Here is a 20,634-nt window from a genome sequence, read left to right on the forward strand (position 1 = left end):
GTGGGAGCCGGCGTTGCCGGCGATGAGGCCAGCAGCCTTCACAAACAGGCCAGCCTGTTACTCGGTCACAGCCTCGACCTCGACCGAAGCCTGCCGCGCTGCCACCACCTTCCTCATCTGCTCGCAACCCCACAACACCCGCTCCGGGGTCGCCGGGGCGTCGATGTTCGGCTGCTCGCGATAATCCGCCAGGCTCGCCACTGCATCCTTGATCGCACACCAGGCGGCGATCCCCAGCATGAACGGCGGCTCACCCACGGCCTTGGAGTGGAACACCGTGTCTTCCGGGTTCTTGCGGTTTTCCACCAGCTTCACCCGCAGGTCGATCGGCATGTCCGCCACCGCCGGGATCTTGTAGCTGGCCGGGCCGTTGGTCATCAGCTTGCCCTTGGCGTTCCACACCAGTTCCTCGGTGGTCAGCCAGCCCATGCCCTGGACGAAGCCGCCCTCGACCTGGCCGATGTCGATGGCCGGGTTCAGCGAGGCGCCGACGTCATGCAGGATGTCGGTACGGAGCATCTTGTACTCGCCGGTCAGGGTGTCGACGATCACCTCGCAGCACGCCGCGCCGAAGGCGTAGTAGTAGAACGGCCGGCCACGGGCCTGGTTGCGGTCGTAGAAGATCTTCGGCGTGCGGTAGAAGCCGGTGCTCGACAGCGACACCTGAGCGAAGTACGCCTGCTGGATCAGCGCATCGAAGGTGACGAACTCGTCGCGGATGCGCACATGGTTGTTGCGGAACTCGACGTCTTCCTCGGTGACCTTGTACTGCCGCGCGGCGAACTCCACCAGGCGCTTCTTGATGATTTCGGCGGCGTTCTGCGCGGCCTTGCCGTTCAGGTCGGCGCCGCTGGACGCTGCGGTCGGCGAGGTGTTGGGCACCTTGTCGGTGTTGGTCGCGGTGATCTGGATCCGGTCGATATCCACCTGGAACACCTGGGCCACCACCTGCGCCACCTTGATGTTCAGGCCCTGGCCCATTTCGGTGCCGCCATGGTTCAGGTGGATGCTGCCGTCGGTGTAGATGTGGATCAGCGCACCGGCCTGGTTGAGGAAGGTGGCGGTGAAGGAGATACCGAACTTCACCGGGGTCAGCGACAGGCCTTTCTTCAGCACCGGGCTGTTGGCGTTGAAGCGGCGGATCGACTCGCGGCGCTCGGCGTAGTCGGCGCTGGCCTCCAGCTCGGCGGTCATTTCTTCGAGCATGTTGTGCTCGACGGTCTGGTAGTAGTGGGTGACGTTGCGGTCGGTCTTGCCGTAGTAGTTGGCCTTGCGCACCGCCAGCGGATCGAGGGCCAGATGACGGGCGATGCGGTCCATCACTTCCTCGATGGCGACCATCCCCTGCGGCCCGCCGAAGCCGCGGTAGGCGGTGTTCGACGCGGTGTTGGTCTTGCAGCGGTGACCGTGCACGGTGGCATCGCCCAGGTAGTAGGCGTTGTCCGAGTGGAACATGGCGCGGTCGACGATCGAACCGGACAGGTCGGGCGAGTAACCGCAGTTGCCGGCCAGGTCGAAGTTGATTCCGTGCAGGCGACCGCTGTCGTCGAAGCCGACGTCGTATTCGACGTAGAACGGGTGGCGCTTGCCGGTCATGGTCATGTCTTCGACCCGTGGCAGGCGCATCTTGGTCGGCTGGCCGGTCAGGCGCGCGATCACCGCGCACAGGCAGGCCGGGCTGGCCGCCTGGGTTTCCTTGCCGCCGAAACCGCCGCCCATGCGACGCATGTCGAGGACGATCTTGTTCATCGGCACGTCCAGCACCTCGGCCACCAGCTTCTGCACTTCGGTGGGGTTCTGGGTCGAGCAGTAGACGATCATGCCGCCGTCTTCGGTGGGCATCACCGAGGACACCTGGGTTTCCAGGTAGAAGTGCTCCTGGCCACCGATATGCAGGGTGCCCTGCAGGCGGTGCGGGGCGCTGGCCAGGGCAGTAACCGAGTCACCACGCTGGTGGGTGTGGCTGTCGAGGACGAAGTGCTTCTTGCGGAAGGCCTCGACCACGTCGAGCACCGGTTCCAGGTCTTCGTATTCGATGATTGCCGCCATCGCCGCACGGCGCGCGGTGTCGAGATCGCGGGCGGCCACGGCGACCACCGGCTGGCCGAAGAACTCCACCTTGTCGATGGCCAGCAGCGGGTCACCGGCCACTACCGGGCCGATGTCCTTGAGGCCGGGAATATCCTCGTGGGTGATGGCGATGCGTACGCCTTCGAAGGCGTAGCACGGGCTGGTATCGACCTTGAGGATGCGCGCGTGGGCGCGGTCGGCGGTGCGGGCGTAGACGTGCAGCTGATTAGGGAATTCCAGGCGGTCGTCGATATACACCGCTTCACCGGACACCTGCTTGTCGGCACTGTCGTGCTTGACGCTGCGACCGACCCCGGTGGTCAGGTCCTGGGCGAAGAGTTCGGCCAGTTCCGCCTGGCTCTTGGCGACGTGATGATGGTTAGACATAAGCGGTCACCCGGGTCTCGATGTGCGGTGTTTGCAGTTCGATGAAGTACTTGCGCAGCAGGTTCTGCGCGCCCAGCAGGCGGTATTCCTTGCTGGCGCGGAAGTCCGACAGCGGGGTGAAGTCCTCGGCCAGGGCCTGGCAGGCTTTCTCCAGGGTGGCCTGGTTGAACGGCTTGTCGGTCAGCGCGGCCTCGCAGGCACGGGCACGTTTCGGGATCGCCGCCATGCCGCCGAAGGCCAGGCGCGCCTGTTCGATCACGCCGTTCTCGATGCGCAGGTTGAACGCCGCGCAGACTGCGGAAATATCGTCGTCCAGGCGCTTGGACACCTTGTAGGCGCGGAACGCCCAGTTGTTGCGGGCCTTGGGCACGATGATCTTCTCGATGAACTCGCTGTCCTGGCGCGCGGTGATGCGGTAATCGATGAAATAGTCTTCCAGCTTCAGGGTGCGGGTGACGTCCCCCTTGCGCAGCACCAGTTGCGCGCCGAGGGCGATCAGCAGGGGCGGCGAGTCGCCGATCGGCGAGGCGTTGCCGATGTTGCCGCCGAGGGTGCCCTGGTTGCGGATCTGCAACGAGGCGAAGCGGTGCAGCAGTTCGCCGAAGTCCGGGTACTCGGCGCTCAACGCGTCGTAGCAGTCGGTCAGCGGGGTGGCAGCGCCGATCTCGATACGGTCGTCGAAATGCTCGATGCGCTTGAGTTCGGCAACGTTGCCGACATAGATCATCACCGGCAGGGTGCGGTGGAACTGGGTCACTTCCAGGGCCAGGTCGGTACCGCCAGCGAGCAGGCGGGCTTCCGGGTGCGAGCCATAGAGTTCGGCCAGGTCGGCCACGGTCAGCGGCACCAGGCAGCGCTTGTCGCCACTGTTGAGTTCACCGATTTCCTTCGGCGCGATGGCCTTCAGGCGTTCGATGGTCTGCCACTGGGCGGCATCGAACTGGTCGGGCTTGGCCTGGCAGCAGGCCTGGTCGGCAGCGGCGAGGATCGGCCGGTAGCCGGTGCAGCGGCACAGGTTGCCGGCCAGGGCTTCCTGGGCCTTGTGCAGGTCCGGGGCGTCGCTGTTCTTTTGCAGGGCGAACAGCGACATGACGAAACCTGGCGTGCAGAAGCCGCATTGCGAGCCATGGCAGTCGGCCAGCGCCTGTTGCACGCTGTGCAGCTTGCCCTGGTGCTTCAGGCCTTCGACGCTGATCAGCTGCTTGCCGTGCAGCGAAGAAACGAAGGTCAGGCAGGAGTTCAGGCTGCGATAGCGCAGGCTGTCCTTGCCGGCGTCATCGGTATGCAGTTCGGCAACCACCACGGAGCAGGCACCGCAGTCACCACTGGCGCAGCCCTCCTTGGTACCGGTTTTTCCCAAATGCTCGCGCAGGTACTCGAGCACCGTCATGTTGGGGTCCAGGGCATGCTCACTGCGCAATTCCTGGTTCAAGAGAAACTGGATCACGGAAGGGCCTCACAAGCGAAATTATTGTTGTTGAGCGGACTGAGGCGGAATGTATTCAGCCTTGACTTTCCGGTCAACGATTTTCTGACTTAAAGGTCAGGAAATTTTCCACGACCTGTCATCCGGTGCGCTGTTCCCTGTCTTCAGTTAAGCACTGTTGTCGTAGGAAAACGCCCAAATAGATGAACGATGAGCTGCAAGCACCATGCCCGATCCTCGACTAGCCTTGAGCGAAACCTTCGCGGGGAGTGGGGCGTACGCGACGGCAAGCCGTTTTTGCATGAAAAGTCGTACGCCAGAGACAAAAGCCTCGTGCAAGTTGGCGGCGTCTTTCATCCCGGCAAAGGGCATTTGCGGTACACTTCCGGGTTTTTAGCCGTTCAACGATTGCGAAGGAAAACCATGACGTTCAAGGCGCCGGACAGCCTCTCCGAGCAAATTGCCCACTACCTGGCCGAGCGGATCATCCGGGGGGAACTCAAGCCTGCCGAACGCATCCAGGAGCAGAAGGTCACCCAGGCGCTGAATGTCAGCCGCGGCTCGGTGCGCGAGGCCCTGCTGATCCTCGAACGCCGCCATCTGGTGACCATCCTGCCGCGCCGTGGCGCCCATGTGACCGAGCTCAACGAGCACAACCTGCGCAGCCTTTGCGCGCTGATGGGCGAGCTGTACATCCTGCTCGGCAACTCGGTGGTCAACAACCGCAAGGGCGAAGCCGACCTGATGCCGTTCCTGGCCATCCAGCAGCGCCTCAAGGAGGCCTGCCAGCGCAAGGACATCACTGCCTTCGTCGAAGAAAGCTTCGCCGTGATGCGCGCCGCCTATCCCTTCGCCAACAACCCTTACCTGCAGGAAACCGTGGAAAACCTGCAGCCGGCCATGAGCCGTGCCTATTACCTGGCGCTGGACCGACGCAAGGCTGAAATGAGCGACTTCCTCGCCCTGTTCGCCGAACTGCTGCAAGCGGTGATCGCCGGTGACCTGCCGCGCATCCGCGAAGTGCTTACCGCCTATTGCACCCGTAGCTGCGAGCTGGTGCTGTCGGCCCTGGTGACCGACTGACATGCGCCTGAAGTGCATCCGCCTGGCCGGCTTCAAGTCGTTCGTCGACCCGACCACCGTCAATTTCCCCAGCAACATGGCCGCCGTGGTCGGGCCCAATGGCTGCGGCAAGTCCAACATCATCGACGCGGTGCGCTGGGTGATGGGCGAAAGCTCGGCGAAGAACCTGCGCGGCGAGTCGATGACCGACGTCATCTTCAACGGCTCCACCAGCCGCAAGCCGGTGAGCCAGGCGAGCATCGAGCTGGTGTTCGACAACAGCGACAACACCCTGGTCGGCGAATACGCCGCCTACGCCGAGATCTCGATCCGCCGCAAGGTCACCCGCGACGGGCAGAACACCTACTACCTCAACGGCACCAAATGCAGGCGCCGGGACATCACCGACATCTTCCTCGGCACTGGTCTGGGGCCGCGCAGCTACTCGATCATCGAGCAGGGCATGATCTCCAAGCTGATCGAAGCCAAGCCCGAGGAGCTGCGTAACTTTATCGAGGAAGCCGCCGGCATCTCCAAATACAAGGAGCGCCGCCGCGAAACCGAGAACCGTATCCGCCGCACCCAGGAAAACCTCGAGCGCCTGACCGACCTGCGCGAAGAGCTGGAGCGCCAGCTCGAACGCCTGCACCGCCAGGCCCAGGCGGCGGAGAAATACAAGGAATACAAGGCCGAGGAGCGTCAGCTCAAGGCGCAACTGTCGGCCCTGCGCTGGCGCGCCCTGGACGAGCAGGTACGCCAACGCGAAAGCGTGATCGGCGACCAGGAGGTGTCCTTCGAGGCCCTGGTGGCCGACCAGCGCAACGCCGACGCCAGCATCGAACGGTTGCGTGATGGGCACCATGAATTGTCCGAGCGCTTCAACCAGGTACAGGGCCGCTTCTATTCGGTGGGCGGCGATATCGCCCGCATCGAGCAGAGCATCCAGCATGGCCAGCAGCGTCTGCGCCAGTTGCAGGACGACCTCAAGGAAGCCGAGCGCTCGCGCCAGGAAACCGAATCCCACCTCGGCCACGACCGCACCCTGCTGGCGACCCTCGGCGAAGAGCTGGAAATGCTCGAACCCGAGCAGGAAATGACCCTGGCCGCCTCCGAGGAAGCCGCCGCGACCCTGGAAGAAGCGGAAACCACCATGCACGGCTGGCAGGAGCAGTGGGACGGCTTCAACGCCCGCTCCGCCGAGCCGCGGCGTCAGGCCGAGGTGCAGCAGTCGCGCATCCAGCAACTGGAGCACAGCCTGGAGCGTCTGGCCGAGCGTCAGCGCAAGCTCGGTGAAGAACGCGATCAGCTCAGTGCCGATCCGGAAGACGCCGCGATCCTCGAACTGGCCGAGCAGGTGGCCAGCAGCGAACTGGTGCTGGAAGACCTGCAACTGGAAGAACAACAGGCGGCGGAGCGTCTCGATACGCTGCGCGAGCAACTGCAACAAGCCACCCAGGCCCAGCAGCAGGCGCAAGGCGAACTGCAACGCCTGGGCGGTCGGCTGGCGTCGCTGGAGGCACTGCAACAGGCGGCGCTGGAGCCGGGCAAAGGCACGGCCGAGTGGCTGCGCGAGCACGGCCTGGAACAGCGGCCACGGCTGGCCGAAGGCCTGCGCGTCGAAGCCGGCTGGGAGCTGGCGGTGGAAACCGTGCTCGGCGCCGATCTGCAAGCGGTGCTGGTGGACGGCTTCGACGGCCTGAGCTTCGACGGTTTCGACCAGGGCGAACTGCGCCTGCTCGACGCCAAGGCCGGGGCAACGCGCCTGCCCGGCAGCCTGCTGGACAAGGTCGAGGGCGCGGTGGATCTGGCCCCATGGCTGGGGCGCGTTCGCCCGGTGGAAACCCTAGAGCAGGCGTTGGCCCAGCGCGGGCAGTTGGGCGAGGGCGAAAGCCTGGTCAGCCGCGATGGCTACTGGGTTGGCCGGCATTTCCTGCGGGTCAGCCGCGCCAGCGATGCCCAGGGCGGCGTGCTTGCCCGTGGTCAGGAGCTGGAGCGCCTTGGCCTCGAACAGGAAGAGCAGGAAGCCCGTCTGGCCCAGCTCGACGAACAACTCGCCGACGTCCGCGAACAGCAGCGCCAACTGGAAGGCAGCCGCGAACAACTGCGTCGCCGTGCCCAGGACGAAGCCCGCCAGCAGGGCGAGCTGAAGGCCAAACTGTCCGCCGGCAAGGCTCGCGCCGAACAGCTCAACCTGCGCCGCCAGCGTCTTGAGGACGAACTGGCCGAGGCCGCCGAACAGCGCGCCGTCGAGCACGAGCAGCTGGGTGAATCACGCCTGATCCTGCAGGAGTCGCTGGAGCTGATGGCCCAGGACACCGAGCAGCGCGAACTGCTGCTGGCCCAGCGCGACGGCCTGCGCGAGCATCTCGACCGGGTGCGTCAGGAAGCTCGCCAGCACAAGGACCAAGCCCACCAGCTGGCCGTGCGCCTCGGCTCGCTGAAGGCCCAGCACGACTCAACGCGCCAGGCCCTGGAGCGTCTGGAGCTGCAATCCGAACGCCTCACCGAAAAGCGCGAGCAGCTCAGCCTCAACCTGGAGGAGGGCGAGGCACCGCTGGAAGAGCTGCGCCTGAAGCTGGAAGAGCTGCTGGAAAAACGCATGAGCGTCGACGAGGAAATGCGTCAGGCGCGCCTGCACATGGAAGACGCCGACCGCGAACTGCGCGACGCGGAAAAACGCCGCAGCCAGGCCGAGCAGCAATCGCAATTGCTGCGCGGCCAGCTGGAGCAGCACCGCATGGAATGGCAGGGCCTCAGCGTGCGGCGCAAGACCCTGCACGAACAACTGCACGCCGATGGCTACGACCTCGACGGCGTGCTCGCCACCCTCGCTCCCGAGGCCAGCGAGCAGGAGGCCGAGGCTGAACTGGAGCGCCTCGACGGGCGTATCCAGCGCCTCGGCGCGATCAACCTGGCGGCCATCGAGGAGTACCAGCAGCAATCCGAGCGCAAACGCTATCTCGATGCCCAGGACGCCGACCTGGTCGAAGCCCTCGACACCCTGGAAAACGTCATCCGCAAGATCGACAAGGAAACCCGCAACCGCTTCAAGGATACCTTCGATCAGATAAATGCCGGATTGCAGGCACTTTTCCCGAAAGTTTTCGGTGGCGGCAGCGCTTACTTGGAACTGACGGGCGAAGATTTACTCGATACAGGGGTGACGATCATGGCGCGCCCGCCGGGCAAGAAGAACAGCACCATTCATTTGCTCTCCGGCGGTGAAAAAGCGCTGACTGCCCTGGCCCTGGTATTTGCCATTTTCAAATTGAACCCGGCACCGTTCTGCATGCTCGATGAAGTCGACGCGCCGCTGGACGATGCCAACGTCGGCCGCTATGCGCGACTGGTGAAAGAGATGAGTCAGACCGTTCAGTTCATCTATATCACCCACAACAAGATCGCCATGGAAATGGCCGATCAACTGATGGGGGTGACCATGCACGAGCCAGGCTGCTCGCGCCTTGTGGCGGTGGATGTGGAGGAGGCGATGGCCATGGTCGACGCCTGAAACGGGAGTTGATGCACGATCTTTGGGCAAATGCACCGGTCAAACGGTATAGACGGTGTAAAGTTATCTTTGGTCGTGCTAGCTTAATGTCAATTTTTCGTGCGTGGGTAAAACGTCAGTCAGAACATAGAGTTGGCGCCACGTTTTAAAGGGTTTTAACCCTTTTATTTTTCAGCATTTTTTACAGAGGCACGGGATTACATGGAAATCGGTCTGCGCGAATGGCTGATCGTCATCGGCATCATAGTCATTGCCGGTATTCTCTTCGACGGCTGGCGCCGCATGCGCGGCGGCAAGGGCAAGTTGAAATTCCGTCTGGACCGCAGCTTCTCCAATCTTCCTGACGACGACAACAACGCCGAAGTGCTCGGCCCGTCCCGCGTCCTGGATAACCACCAGGAGCCGCAACTGGACGAGGACGACCTGCCGTCGATGAGCGCCCCGGCGCGTGAACCCAAGGCCGGCAAGGGCAACAAGCGTGGCAAGCGCGGCAACGAGCCGCAGCAGGGCGACCTCAACCTCAGCGCCGAACCGCGCGAGCGCGAGCGCGAGCCTGACCTGTTTGCCGATGCCGAAGACGACTTCCCGGCGGAAAACACCCGCACCACCACGACCACCGGCTACGGCACCGCTGCCGAGGGCAAGGAACTGCCACCAGTCGAGGAAGTGCTGGTGATCAGCGTCATCTCCCGCGACGAAGGCGGCTTCAAGGGCCCGGCCCTGCTGCAGAACATCCTCGAAAGCGGCCTGCGTTTCGGCGAAATGGACATCTTCCACCGCCACGAAAGCATGGCCGGCAATGGCGAAGTGCTGTTCTCCATGGCCAACGCGGTCAAGCCGGGCGTTTTCGACCTGGACGACATCGACCACTTCAGCACCCGCGCCGTCAGCTTCTTCCTCGGCCTGCCGGGCCCGCGTCATCCGAAGCAGGCCTTCGACGTGATGGTGGCGGCCGCGCGCAAGCTGGCCCACGAGCTGAATGGCGAACTGAAGGATGACCAGCGCAGCGTCATGACCGCGCAGACCATCGAACACTACCGTCAGCGTATCGTTGAATTCGAACGCCGGGCGCTGACCCAGAAACGCTGAAAAAACTAGAAACACGCAGTTGATACCACAGGGGCCGCTTAGCGGCCCTTGTGCTTACAGCGATAGTGCGAGCAGTGAGGAACCCTGTGGGAGCTGGCTTGCCAGCGATAGCGATAGTGCAGCCACCACTGAACCCTGTGGGAGCGGGTTTACCCGCGATGCGATGCCGGATTCACCACCGCAATCGCGGGTAAACCCGCTCCCACAAGGTCCGCGCTGCCCCAAGGCTCTCCTTTCCAACTGACCATCGCCCGACTGCTCTTCTGCTTAGCAAGAGACCCCGAACCATGAAAGCCGAAACCCGAATCCTCGAACTGCGCGCCGAACTCGACCAGCACAACCACCGCTACTACGTGCTCGACCAGCCCAGCATCCCGGACGCCGAGTACGACCGCCTGTTCCGCGAACTCCAGGCCCTCGAAGCCGAGCACCCGGAGCTGGTCACCGAGGACTCGCCGACCCAGCGCGTCGGCGGCACTGCTCTCTCGGCCTTCACCCAGGTCCGCCATGAAGTGCCCATGCTCAGCCTGGGCAACGCCTTCGAAGAAACCGACCTGCGCGAGTTCGACCGCCGCGTGGTCGACGGCCTCGACCTGCCGGCCGGCGACCTGTTCGGTGGCGGCGCACCAGTGGACTACAGCTGCGAACCCAAGCTCGACGGCCTCGCCGTCAGCCTGCTCTACCGCAACGGCCAACTGGTACAAGGCGCCACCCGCGGCGACGGCACCACCGGCGAGGACATCAGCGTCAACGTCCGCACCATCCGCAACGTCCCCCTCAAGCTGCAAGGCGAGGGCTGGCCGGAAGTGCTGGAAGTGCGCGGCGAAGTCTTCATGAGCAAGGCCGGCTTCGACAAACTCAACGAAGCCCAGGCGGCCGTTGGCGCCAAGACCTTCGCCAACCCGCGCAACGCCGCCGCCGGCAGCCTGCGCCAACTGGACTCGAAGATCACCGCCAGCCGCCCGCTGGAATTCTGCTGCTACGGCATCGGTCAGGTCTCCGCGCCGGTCGGCGACACCCATATCGGCATCCTCCAGCAACTCAAGGCCTGGGGCATGCCCATCAGTCGTGAGCTCAAGCACGCAGCCGGCATCGAGGAATGCCTGGCCTACTACCAGGACATCGGCGCCCGACGTAACGACCTGCCCTACGAAATCGACGGCGTGGTGTTCAAGGTCAACAGCCTGGCCTCGCAGCGTGAACTCGGCTTCCGCGCCCGCGAACCGCGCTGGGCCATCGCCCACAAATTCCCGGCCATGGAAGAGCTCACCGAAGTGCTCGACGTCGAATTCCAGGTCGGCCGTACCGGCGCCGTCACCCCGGTGGCGCGGCTCAAACCGGTCAAGGTCGCCGGCGTCACCGTGGCCAATGCCACCCTGCACAACATGGACGAAGTCGCCCGTCTGGGCGTGATGATCGGCGACACCGTGATCATCCGTCGCGCTGGCGACGTCATCCCGCAGGTCATGCAAGTGGTGCTGGAGCGCCGCGACCCGGACGCCGTGCGCCCGGTGCAGATTCCCACCGAATGCCCGGTGTGCGGCTCCCAGGTCGAGCGCACCCAGCTGGTCAAGCGCAGCAAGGGCAAGGAAACGGTCAGCGAAGGCGCGGTGTACCGCTGCGTCGGCCGCCTGGCCTGCGCCGCCCAGCTCAAGCAGGCGATCATCCACTACGTCTCGCGCCGCGCCATGGACATCGAAGGCCTGGGTGAAAAGAGCGTCGAGCAACTGGTGGACGAAGGCCTCATCACCTCGCCGGCCGACCTCTACGGCCTCACCTACGAACAAGTGGTGGAGCTCGAAGGCTTCGCCGAGGTCTCCAGCAACAAACTGCTCGCTGCTATCCAGGACAGCAAACGCCCGGGCCTCGCCCGCTTCATCTACGCCCTCGGCATCCCCGATGTCGGCGAAGAAACCGCCAAGGTCCTGGCCCGCTCCCTCGGCTCGCTGCAGCGGGTCATGCAGGCCCTGCCGCAGGTGCTCACCTACCTGCCGGACATCGGCCTGGAGGTCGCCTACGAGATCCACAACTTCTTCGAGGACGAGCACAACCGCAGCGTCATCCAGCAACTGCTCGACTGCGGCATGCAGCTGCAGGACGAAGGCGAACTGGCTGCCGAATTCGCTGCCAGCACCACCCTGGCCGGCATGATCGCCAAGCTCGACATCGCCTCGGTCGGCCCGACCGGTGCGGAAAAGCTGGTGGCCAAGCTGGACAGCCTGGACAAGATCTTTGCCGCTGATGCGATTGATCTGCGCCAGGCCCTCGCGACCAAGCAGGCCGAAGCGGTGCGCGAGTTCTTCCTCATCGAAGAAAACCGCAACCTCGCCCGCGCCATCGAAGCGCAACTGCTGGAATTCGGCATGCACTGGGCCAGCGAGAAAAAGACCGCCGAAGGCCTGCCGCTGGCAGGGCAGACCTGGGTGCTCACTGGCACGCTGGAGCGCATGAACCGCGACCTGGCCAAGGACAAGCTGGAAAGCCTCGGTGCGAAAGTGGCGGGTTCCGTGTCGGGCAAGACCCACTGCGTGGTCGCTGGTCCGGGTGCCGGTTCCAAGCTGACCAAGGCCAACGAGCTGGGGGTCAAGGTCATGGATGAGGATGCCTTCGTCGAGTTTCTGGCGGGGCAGGGCATCGCGATCTGACAGGGCGGCCTCAAGTCAAGCCGGCTTTGTCATGACACTGTGGGAGCGAGCTTGCTCGCGAAGGGCCGCACAGCGGCCCCAAAACCATTCACCTAATTGTGTCAGGAAGGCTACGGACCTCGGGTGCCCCCATAAACCCGGTGTCCCTAATACGCCTGACAAAACCGGCATTCAGGTTTATCCACAGCTTCGCGACCAACTGCAAAAAAGTCTGTTGTCAGCCATCCCCTTCGGACAAGTCCTTGAGAAATGATGATTTTTTCTCGCCGAGAGGTTGTAACTCTGCCTCAGACCGGTACAATGGCGCGGCTCGTCACCTGACGAGCTGCGTAATGGTGGCCCCATCGGTCCCCCCGCAACGATTACCCGTCAACCTGGTCAGGCCCGGAAGGGAGCAGCCATAGCGGGAACATTGTGTGCCGGGGTGTGGCTGGTGGGGCCGCCTCCATTCTATAAGTCCTTGATTTTTCAAGGATTCTTCGCAAGAAAATCCAGAAGTGGACCAGCGTTTAGGCACACCAGAGTGGTGCGCCCTAAAGGGTATGTTAGCGCTGTGAGCGCCTTGAGCCAATCTGTTAGTGTTGTGCGGCAGCATCCATCTTTGACCCATGCGTACGTCGATGTCATATCATCATCGGTGTTTGCGTGTTTGGCTCTGTTCAGGTGCGTGATGCCCTGACCCTACCTGCTCGGATCTGATTCGGATTATGGTCTTATCCGTCCTACTGCATTGACCTATCCTTCGAATTGAGTTAGATATAATGCGCAAAGAATTTTAGTCCAATAGGATTTTTATATCTAACTTTCAGGATGATCAGGTGATTTCAAACCTCCTTCTCCCCAAGCGCTATGAGAGCTTGCAGGATGCCGCTGTTGAAAAAGAAGCGGATTTAACCCAGATTGTGCGAAAGGTTCCTGACGCAACAGCGAGAGTTGAGCAACTTCTTCGCCAAGTTTCCAATGGCGGATTGGGAAGGTTTGAACTTTTCGTCGGGCCATCCGGCTCTGGTAAAACTACCTTTCTGAGTACCTTGCCACGATTCTATTCTGGGGCGCACATTACGCCGATTTCAGATAAGTTTTCATTGGTGGAGGCTATTGCTGAAATTCGCGCCTTGAGTACTTCTCCGGTCACAGGCCAAATCTTCGTTATGCTCGAGCGAGACAATCCTGTGTTGGATGAGGGTGAGCTCCGTGTGTTTTTTGAAGAGCTACGTCGGTTCTTTAGGACGAGAGAAGGTAGAGTTCTTATAGTTTGGCCTATCACTGATGAGCGTTCGGCTAAGTTGATTCAGACTACCGCATGGGCTGTCGGTAGTGACAGTATCGTTGATTTCGCCTCTCAAGGTCGCTATAACTTTACTGGACTTCCAAAGCAGAGCTATTTTGAAGTTGCTGATATTACGGCCCGTTCGCTTAACTCTGGACAAGGGCTAGAGGCCTTTGGCCTCGGTAATGATGTCGTACTTCCAATGCTCCAGCGAAGTGAAACCATCAGTCAGTTCTACAGCTTGTTAGAGGCCAAATCCCAAGAGTTGAATAACGCGTTTGGCGATACTCTAAAAGAGCGAAGGTTGCCGAGCGTTTGGATTCTGGTGGGAGGTGATGATACTCGCGAGCTGAGTTTGACAGTCGCAAATCTAACGCAAGGAACCGAAAAGCGGATTGATATTGATCGGATGATTGCAGTGCTTGACGCTGGCGATTCCACATCTGGCTACTTGGGCGAGTGGAGGAAGAAAAGGCATCAGGTAGCATTCCTGCTACGGCACTTAGATGTTCGACTCTTTGAGTTGACGCCGAACGTGGCAGTTAGCTCTATTCGCACTTTCGGCGATGCTGCGATTACTGACAAACTCAAAAAGAAGAAAGAGTCTGCGGCTAACGCAAGTTCGGCTATGCAGGTCGCGAGATTCTTCCAGTTGTTGGCGGGAACGCAAGCATCTAATGCGGCAACTATCAGGGCAGCATCTCCTGAAACTTCCGACGAGTATAAGCGAGTTCAGCAGTTAGCGTCTAAGTCAGATAAGTCAATGAATAAGGCGCTGGCAAGTTGTATAGATCGTGCGCTTCAAGACGTTGGGGTTGCCGCTGTTGTTACCGCAGAGCAGCGGAAGCTGGATCCGAAAAGTAACTTGCAGCCTGATATTATGGTTGATTTGGCTGATGGAAGGCTCATCTGTATTGAGCCAACTTGGCGGACAACTGGTGAGGGTATTCCCGGAGAGATTCCAGAGCAGCAAAGCTCAATGACGGTCGGGCATATTCAGCAGTATCTTCTCTCGAAGGTTTTAGAGTATGTAAATGATCTAGGGGTTTGAATTCGATTCAGTGCTGGAGATGGTGGGTGGGTACGTGTTTGTGAGGTCATGGGCTTCCTTTGTTTTCTTGTTCGACTCCTGCCGGTTGTCGAAACTGTCTGGAGACGCTGACGCAGAGCGTCCAGTGGCTCGGTACTTAACCCCTGTATCGATTGCGTCCTACCCCCCCCACCGGCTAATTCTAAAATATCGCAGCTAGTAAAAAGCCGCCCCGAAGGCGGCTATGAGCGAAGGCGAACGATCCCCTGATCGATACTTTCGGCATTCATATCGAGCGTCTGAAGGGCTGCCAGGACGCTATCGTGAACTTGTGTCGATCCTCGTTGGCCTACCCACAACGACACTTCTTCCAGGGCTGCTCTGAGAGCTGTCTGGTTCATCAGTAGCAATTCCAGGGTATCGGCTACCACGTCGGTCTTGTCGTCCATTTACGCTTCCCCCAAGGGCTCTGATGGCGCCTCAGGCTGGCTGAGACAACTCCCGCTTGATACGGTAGACGGTTGCGACCCCAACGCCAGCGAGCTTGGCAATCTCGTCCATCGTCAAACTCCCTCGTTTCAGCAAGTCAGCCACCTTCTCCCACTTCTTCTGATCGCGGCCTTTGCCACCTACCTTCTCGCCACGAGCACGTTTGTTCTCCAGCCCCTGCTTGATCCGTTCTACACGCTTCTCCTGGTCCAGTCGGGCCATGGTAGCCATCAGGTCGATCAGCATGCTGTTGATTACCTGCATCACCTGCCCGGTGATTCCCTTGTCGTTCACGAGCATATGGCTGGTGGGTAGATCGGCCACGACCAGACGCAGCCGCTTAGCTTCTATGACGCCCTTGAGATGCGACCAGTCTTCCTGGGATAGGCGGGATAGGCGATCCACCGATTCCACTAACAGGACGTCCCCAGGGGCTGCTGTCTCCAACAACCGGGAGAGTTCTGGGCGATCCAGTTTGGTGCCACTGATGTTCTCGGCGTAGATACCGGTGACCTTCAAGTGATGGCTCTGTGCGAAGTCCAGCAGGAGCTGCTTGGCTCGTTCCGCGTCCTGATCCTTGGTGGATGCCCGAAGGTAGAGGTGGGCTTCGCTCATGTCCGTTTTATCCTTTGTCCAGAAAGTAGATAGTCAAATGATAATCTATCATTTGGCTAAATAGCTACTGGTGATTGATAGGTTTCGGATGATTCCTATCGCCTTCCCATATGGCTCTACTCAAATGATAGGTCTTTGGGCTGAGCAGGTCAGGGGCTGGACCTGATGCAGGCAGTCGTTAGCTTTCGACTCTGGCGGTTGCACTAAGCCCCAGCTCTGGAGTGCGAAAGGGGCCATAGCCGCCGCTTTCTTCCGAGGAGCGCTGAGAGTCCTGGGAAGAGGTGTTAAACGGGCGTCTGGCTTGATACCGCAGCGGTAGATGCCCCGGAAATCGGGGATAAGGCCGAAAGAGGTTGGGGTAGTGTGAGAGGGTGGGCTGACGTGCGGGATTAGATATTGGTTGCTTTTTGAGCAATTAATTCATCCTGAAACGCGTCCGTCCTGGAAATGCTTCGTCTGTTCAGAAGCTAAGTGTCTGGCGCGTTGCACGCCCCACGCCATAGCTTTCGTCATGGATTCCCCTGGGCGAGAGTCGTACCCTCTTCCAGTATCATGGTTCCATCCACACCGTAAATGCCCAAAAACAACTGAGTCGCCCAACTCTTGAGAGCCTGACTTGGACGTCAATGAACGTACCGTCCACTACCGTCTCTTCATGGGTACGGCAGTGAAGCTTCGGATCAGCCCACCGCCAAAACGCCTCGCCCCGAACTCTCATTGCCCCCTCCCGAAGCGAAATCAACGACACAAGAATCAAGATAGCGCCGTTTCGATGAGAGGCAAGGGGGATGCACCTTCTCCGGCACACCAAATAAGGCATCTTCTTGGTGCTGTTGCGTTTCACTCAATAAGGTCTTCTGCGAGTTGGTACAGGCTACCGGCAGACCACGGTTTCTGAAGGTACACAGCGTTGGGTGGTTTGGAACCCTGTGCATGTAGATGGAAGCCGCTGATGATGATGACCGGTATATCTGGACTCTTCTCGTAAGCAATCCAGGCCAAGGCCCAGCCGTCAAGATCTCCCGGAGTTTGAACGTCTGTTATGAGCAAGCTGATCCGATGGTTCTGAAGGGCGATCAGTCCTTGATCGGCGGATTCGACCGCGATTATTTCGCGCCCTAGCTCGTAAAGAACTTCTTGGAATAAATAGCGTAGGACCGGATCATCCTCCACGATGAGGATCGTGGAAGGTAACGCTCGGGGTGTGTGCATTCGACGATACTTCTTGAAAGGCGAGAGGCCTGGAAGCTGCCGAGGGTAGATATGCTGCTACCGAATAATAGGTCGCAGATCAAAGGCAACAAACGGGATGGAGGGGTAGACACTTGCCCCATGGGAAATCAGACCATGAAGCTGATGGGATCGTTCACAATCTAGCGAATTCTAGCATGGCTGTCGTTTGGCTGGGTGCCTAACGAGGATTCGACTTCAGCTATCAGGGATGACGGAGAGCACCCCAGTGCAGCAGCAAGCTTGAAGATGACCATGATGGTTGGCTGGTTCACCCCCCGTTCGATCAGGCTGACATAGTTCCGCTGAATGTCGGCCTCTAGCGCCAGTTGTTCCTGGGTGAGACCTGCGAGCTTCCGTCGCTCGCGTAGAACCTTCCCGAATGCCAAACCTGCGTCCACGCCAACCCCCTTGTCAGAGGGGTGAACTGTCGGTCTCAGTGGGTCTCAGGTCTTCACAGTATATTGTGAATTTCACCGTATCCGTGTCACCATCCAGTCGGGCTGGATTGATGGCTTACTGCCATGTCCAGGGCTTATTACCTCCTGCCGCTTCTGGCAGGGAGATAGGAGAGGTTCGGATGGGTAGATGGACGCAGGACTTGTTGATTTTCGGTGCTGCACTGGTGTTGGGGGGATGTGCTGCACAACCGAAGTACCAGATGGTGAAGAGCGGTGTTACGCAGCAGGAGGTGTCTCAGGACGATGCTCATTGCCAGATGCAGGCTAACTACGTGCAAGCGGCTGATTACGAGTACCGGGGCACGTTCATGGAGGGCGCGAACATCAAGCACAAGCAGCAACAGACCTACCAGCTCTGCATGAGCAGCAAGGGCTACAGTCCTGTTCGGATTCAGTGAGTGGGTTATGAGCTACAGACGTCTGGCCCACGGTAGCGATCCCGCGTTGGGTGCAATAGTTTGCTCCTGGGAAGCCGTCCGGTGACATGAGATCTGTCGCAGTGCAGTAGTCGTGACGGGGCGGACGTTGCATCCGCTGTGATTCCTTTCCTATTGACCCTGCACTGCGATAGCCGCCTTTACATCGGGAATCTCGGCGATGGAGGCAGCAGCTTCAATCGCTTGAGTATCGGCCTGACTACAGTCTTTTGCTTAACGGTCAATTGTGAGTACTTCCAATACCCTGAACGAAGGCCGTTCAGGAACTTGATCTCCCACTTGCTCAATTGGTGACGTTTGTAAGACAGAGCCTCGTCGATACACAGTTCTATTCTTTTCTCATTGGAGAGAGCCATCGATAAGCCTCAGCTATTTCATGTAATAGAAGCCTGCTCGGACTGTGAGCAATCGATTTACGCAACTGCTTGCAGCCTGAACAGGCGAGAGGTTGGCGCGATGACTAACCATTGACTGGTAGCGGCGCCGTCTTGCGAACTATCGATTGCTGGCAGATAAATAGCCGTCCTTCGAGTGTTCGTTTGAACCTCGGTTGATAGCTATCTAGCCCTGACTTGCTTTTAAGACTTGCGGGCAGACGAAAGTCGATATGAGTTTTGACTGGCGTGAACTTGCTTGGACTGCGGTACTGCGGTACTGGCGGGGACTTGCGGTACATCTGTTTTACGTGACTTGCGGTACAGCGGACTTGCAGAAATAGCTAACGCTAGAATTAACCAGAAGCTGGCTTTGCTGTCAAGAGCTGGGGGAGGGGGCTCAAAGCCCCGTCACATCCACGATCATGGCCGTAGGTGGCGGTGCCTGGGGCGTATCGTTAGGTGGAGAGTCGCCACCCCAGGGCCTTGAGGCGATTGCCGTGTAGCCTCCACCTCCTGCTGTAGGACCTACTCTCACGCAGTAGCTCATCATCACACCCCACGGTACTCCCGCTTGTGCTGCTCCACGCCACTGCTTCGGGTAGACCCCTAACCCAACTGCGTACTTGTTACCGGCTTCAGGCCAAGGCTCCACCTTCACTCCCGTGGTCGGAACAGTGAACACGTTCGCCACTTTCATGAAGTTGTTGCTGGAGTCGAAAGTAAGAACTCCGCTTTCGTTGAATAGTTGAAGTCCGAAGTTTCCGCTCATTGCTTGGGCTGGTGTATCTTTGAATCCGTAAATCTCCACTGTTCCTGAAGTAGACGTTCGGAATGTTTGCTCTGTACCACTCTTCTTCATCAGGCCGATGGTGCGATCCACCGGAGAGGCGAAGAAGAGATATTTTACATCGGTCGGTACAGTGATCGTGAATTGATACCAAGTTCCAGTGAAGGTGTTAGATCCATTGGTGTAGGGGCCGGTGTGCGTTAGTCTGAATGCTGGAGCTACAGTTTTGAAATTCGAATCAATTTGCGTGATGCCCTGATCCGTGAAGAGTGTGAACCCCACTGTCATCTAGAAGACTCCTAGGTTTATAACAACGCTTCGCCTTGGTGCAGTGCTGAATGGCGTAACGGGAATCTCATAATCGGTAAACTTCCAGCTCACAGTGTTTCCGGTTATCTCCACGTCTGGATAAGCGAAATTTTCCGTGAAGTAGTCGGCGTCAGAAGTTATGAAGAAAAATGGTGTGCCTGCGTCTTGCAGTTCGGGCACAACTCTCGATGAATTAGTGGTCCCGCTTTCGAAGTAAGCCACGATCTTGCCAATTCGCTTGGTTGCGTCCAATGTAATTTTTCCGTTGGCATCGAAGACTTGGAGTCCGGCAGTCATTGGTTTCGTCCTTCATCTGTTGCCATTTTCCTACCGGCACGCTTGAACGAGGCTAGGTAGCAGCGAACCATGTACTCAACGAATTCCCGCACTGGCATCTTGTGCTTGCGGGCGTGCCCATTGAGTAAGTGGAACTCGTCCTCCGTGAGGTTTACTCCCAGGAGGCGATTCGGGATGTGGCCGCTCACGCTGCGGCCTCCACTGGTTTCTTGGCCTGGGCCTTCGGTGGCTTCGCATATGCGGCCAGCAGATCGTCCAGGGCATCCTTCTCGGAGGTGGCTAGGGCATCGGCTGCTGCTTTGGCGGCAGCGGACTCAACTTCCCGCATCTTGCGGGCCACAGTGATGTCGATCTGGCGTTTGGTCTCTTCAGCATTACGGCGGTAGCGGCTATCGGCGTACTCAGCCTTCGCCTGCTCTGCGACTTGGAGCAAGTCTGCGTCAATCATGGTCTCCGGCTTTTTCAACTGGATCTTCAGGTACAGAGGACGATGCACGGCTGCCACGACTGTGTATCCCTTCAGCAGCCATCCAGTCAGATCGCTGAGTGCAAGGGTAATTGGACGATCCGAGAACCAGTCCACGTTGGCGCCCAACTGTGGATATGCAAGGGACTCGCTGTGTCGGAAGTAGCGAACCTCCGCCTCCTTCAGCGCCATGAGCATGTCTGACTCGTCATGTTTGAAGAATTCGACAACATCTGTGCCGTAGGTTTGGTTTTTGGTATTTGTCACGATGGGTTCCTTTGAACTACTTGCTTCCGTGACGTTTGCGTACGGCACGAATCAGGCTCTCTTTGGCCTTGTTCTGTTTGGTTGATGGTGCGGTAGCACTTGGCTTGCTGGCGCCCTTCTCGGGAGTCTGGAGTGGCTTTGGCGGGGTACTGATGGCAATTGCCTTGGCCTTGTTCACCTCTCGTACTCGCTCTCGGTGCTTTTCCAGATCGCTCAGCGTAACTACCATCCCAGGCGGGAGGACGTAGTCCTCTAGGCAGTTGAGATACAGAAGTTCGGCCTGAGTAGCCCGGATGTAATCTAGCTTGTTCGATGGTGAGGTTGGTTGTGCTAAGAAGTAGGAGAGGATTGCTCCATTGCTCTTATCAACTTCCAGCCAGATATCGTTATTTTTCATTTATGCGGCCTC

Annotated in this window: 16 protein-coding genes, 1 other RNA gene and 1 pseudogene; 7 read left to right on the top strand and 11 right to left on the bottom strand. The window is 59.5% G+C overall.

Annotation, left to right across the window (positions count from 1 at the left end; all coding sequences use genetic code 11):
- Nucleotides 1-57 precede the first annotated feature (57 nt).
- Both xdhB and xdhA read right to left on the bottom strand, forming a co-directional pair.
- On the bottom strand, nucleotides 58-2,457 hold the full coding sequence (gene xdhB / locus ACODSK_RS10830; protein ID WP_489015885.1) for a xanthine dehydrogenase molybdopterin binding subunit: 2,400 nt from the start codon (nucleotides 2,455-2,457) through the stop codon (nucleotides 58-60).
- Nucleotides 2,450-3,904, bottom strand: a complete 1,455-nt coding sequence (gene xdhA, locus ACODSK_RS10835; RefSeq protein WP_489015886.1) for a xanthine dehydrogenase small subunit — start codon at nucleotides 3,902-3,904, stop codon at nucleotides 2,450-2,452. The genes xdhB and xdhA overlap by 8 nt, the downstream gene beginning before the upstream one ends.
- A gap of 402 nt (nucleotides 3,905-4,306) precedes the next feature.
- Here xdhA and ACODSK_RS10840 point away from each other — a divergent pair, with 402 nt between their 5' ends.
- From ACODSK_RS10840 to ACODSK_RS10865, 6 genes are all read left to right on the top strand, one after another.
- A complete protein-coding gene (locus ACODSK_RS10840; RefSeq protein WP_489015888.1) occupies nucleotides 4,307-4,966 on the top strand; it encodes a GntR family transcriptional regulator in 660 nt (219 codons plus the stop codon).
- Nucleotide 4,967: 1 nt separating this feature from the next.
- A complete protein-coding gene (gene smc / locus ACODSK_RS10845) occupies nucleotides 4,968-8,456 on the top strand; it encodes a chromosome segregation protein SMC (RefSeq protein ID WP_489015889.1) in 3,489 nt (1,162 codons plus the stop codon).
- Between the two features lie 201 nt (nucleotides 8,457-8,657).
- Entirely contained in the window at nucleotides 8,658-9,545 is an 888-nt protein-coding gene (gene zipA, locus ACODSK_RS10850) for a cell division protein ZipA (protein ID WP_489015891.1), read from the top strand.
- A 287-nt stretch (nucleotides 9,546-9,832) separates the two neighbouring features.
- Complete coding sequence (ligA, locus tag ACODSK_RS10855) at nucleotides 9,833-12,190, top strand: NAD-dependent DNA ligase LigA (RefSeq protein WP_489015893.1); 2,358 nt, start codon at nucleotides 9,833-9,835, stop codon at nucleotides 12,188-12,190.
- A gap of 342 nt (nucleotides 12,191-12,532) precedes the next feature.
- Nucleotides 12,533-12,629: signal recognition particle sRNA small type (ffs, locus tag ACODSK_RS10860), an RNA gene on the top strand.
- Between the two features lie 379 nt (nucleotides 12,630-13,008).
- Nucleotides 13,009-14,511: an ATP-binding protein gene (locus tag ACODSK_RS10865; RefSeq protein WP_489015894.1), complete on the top strand. Its 1,503-nt coding sequence runs from the start codon at nucleotides 13,009-13,011 to the stop codon at nucleotides 14,509-14,511.
- Between the two features lie 221 nt (nucleotides 14,512-14,732).
- On the opposite strand, the gene ACODSK_RS10870 is transcribed toward ACODSK_RS10865, so the two are convergent.
- The 5 genes and pseudogenes from ACODSK_RS10870 to ACODSK_RS10890 form a co-directional block, all read right to left on the bottom strand.
- A complete protein-coding gene (locus ACODSK_RS10870) occupies nucleotides 14,733-14,939 on the bottom strand; it encodes a hypothetical protein (protein WP_489015896.1) in 207 nt (68 codons plus the stop codon).
- 31 nt (nucleotides 14,940-14,970) lie between these two features.
- On the bottom strand, nucleotides 14,971-15,594 hold the full coding sequence (locus ACODSK_RS10875) for a recombinase family protein (RefSeq protein WP_489015898.1): 624 nt from the start codon (nucleotides 15,592-15,594) through the stop codon (nucleotides 14,971-14,973).
- A 420-nt stretch (nucleotides 15,595-16,014) separates the two neighbouring features.
- Nucleotides 16,015-16,312: pseudogene (locus tag ACODSK_RS10880) on the bottom strand (hypothetical protein).
- A gap of 122 nt (nucleotides 16,313-16,434) precedes the next feature.
- A complete protein-coding gene (locus tag ACODSK_RS10885; RefSeq protein WP_489015899.1) occupies nucleotides 16,435-16,767 on the bottom strand; it encodes a response regulator in 333 nt (110 codons plus the stop codon).
- A gap of 200 nt (nucleotides 16,768-16,967) precedes the next feature.
- Nucleotides 16,968-17,225 (bottom strand): helix-turn-helix domain-containing protein, encoded by a 258-nt coding sequence (locus ACODSK_RS10890; protein WP_489015901.1) that lies wholly within the window; start codon nucleotides 17,223-17,225, stop codon nucleotides 16,968-16,970.
- Between the two features lie 179 nt (nucleotides 17,226-17,404).
- Here ACODSK_RS10890 and ACODSK_RS10895 point away from each other — a divergent pair, with 179 nt between their 5' ends.
- Nucleotides 17,405-17,683, top strand: coding sequence for a hypothetical protein (locus ACODSK_RS10895; protein WP_489015902.1), 279 nt, complete (start codon nucleotides 17,405-17,407; stop codon nucleotides 17,681-17,683).
- Nucleotides 17,684-18,496: 813 nt separating this feature from the next.
- Here the strand turns inward: ACODSK_RS10895 and ACODSK_RS10900 are convergent.
- The 4 genes from ACODSK_RS10900 to ACODSK_RS10915 form a co-directional block, all read right to left on the bottom strand.
- On the bottom strand, nucleotides 18,497-19,174 hold the full coding sequence (locus ACODSK_RS10900; RefSeq protein WP_489015904.1) for a hypothetical protein: 678 nt from the start codon (nucleotides 19,172-19,174) through the stop codon (nucleotides 18,497-18,499).
- The gene (locus ACODSK_RS10905) at nucleotides 19,175-19,492 is read right to left on the bottom strand and encodes a hypothetical protein (RefSeq protein WP_489015905.1); all 318 of its coding nucleotides are present in this window, start codon (nucleotides 19,490-19,492) and stop codon (nucleotides 19,175-19,177) included.
- Between the two features lie 184 nt (nucleotides 19,493-19,676).
- The gene (locus tag ACODSK_RS10910; RefSeq protein ID WP_489015906.1) at nucleotides 19,677-20,225 is read right to left on the bottom strand and encodes a hypothetical protein; all 549 of its coding nucleotides are present in this window, start codon (nucleotides 20,223-20,225) and stop codon (nucleotides 19,677-19,679) included.
- Nucleotides 20,226-20,241: 16 nt separating this feature from the next.
- Nucleotides 20,242-20,622 (bottom strand): hypothetical protein, encoded by a 381-nt coding sequence (locus ACODSK_RS10915; protein ID WP_489015907.1) that lies wholly within the window; start codon nucleotides 20,620-20,622, stop codon nucleotides 20,242-20,244.
- Nucleotides 20,623-20,634 lie beyond the last annotated feature (12 nt).

This window comes from Pseudomonas sp. FG98 (assembly GCF_057808595.1).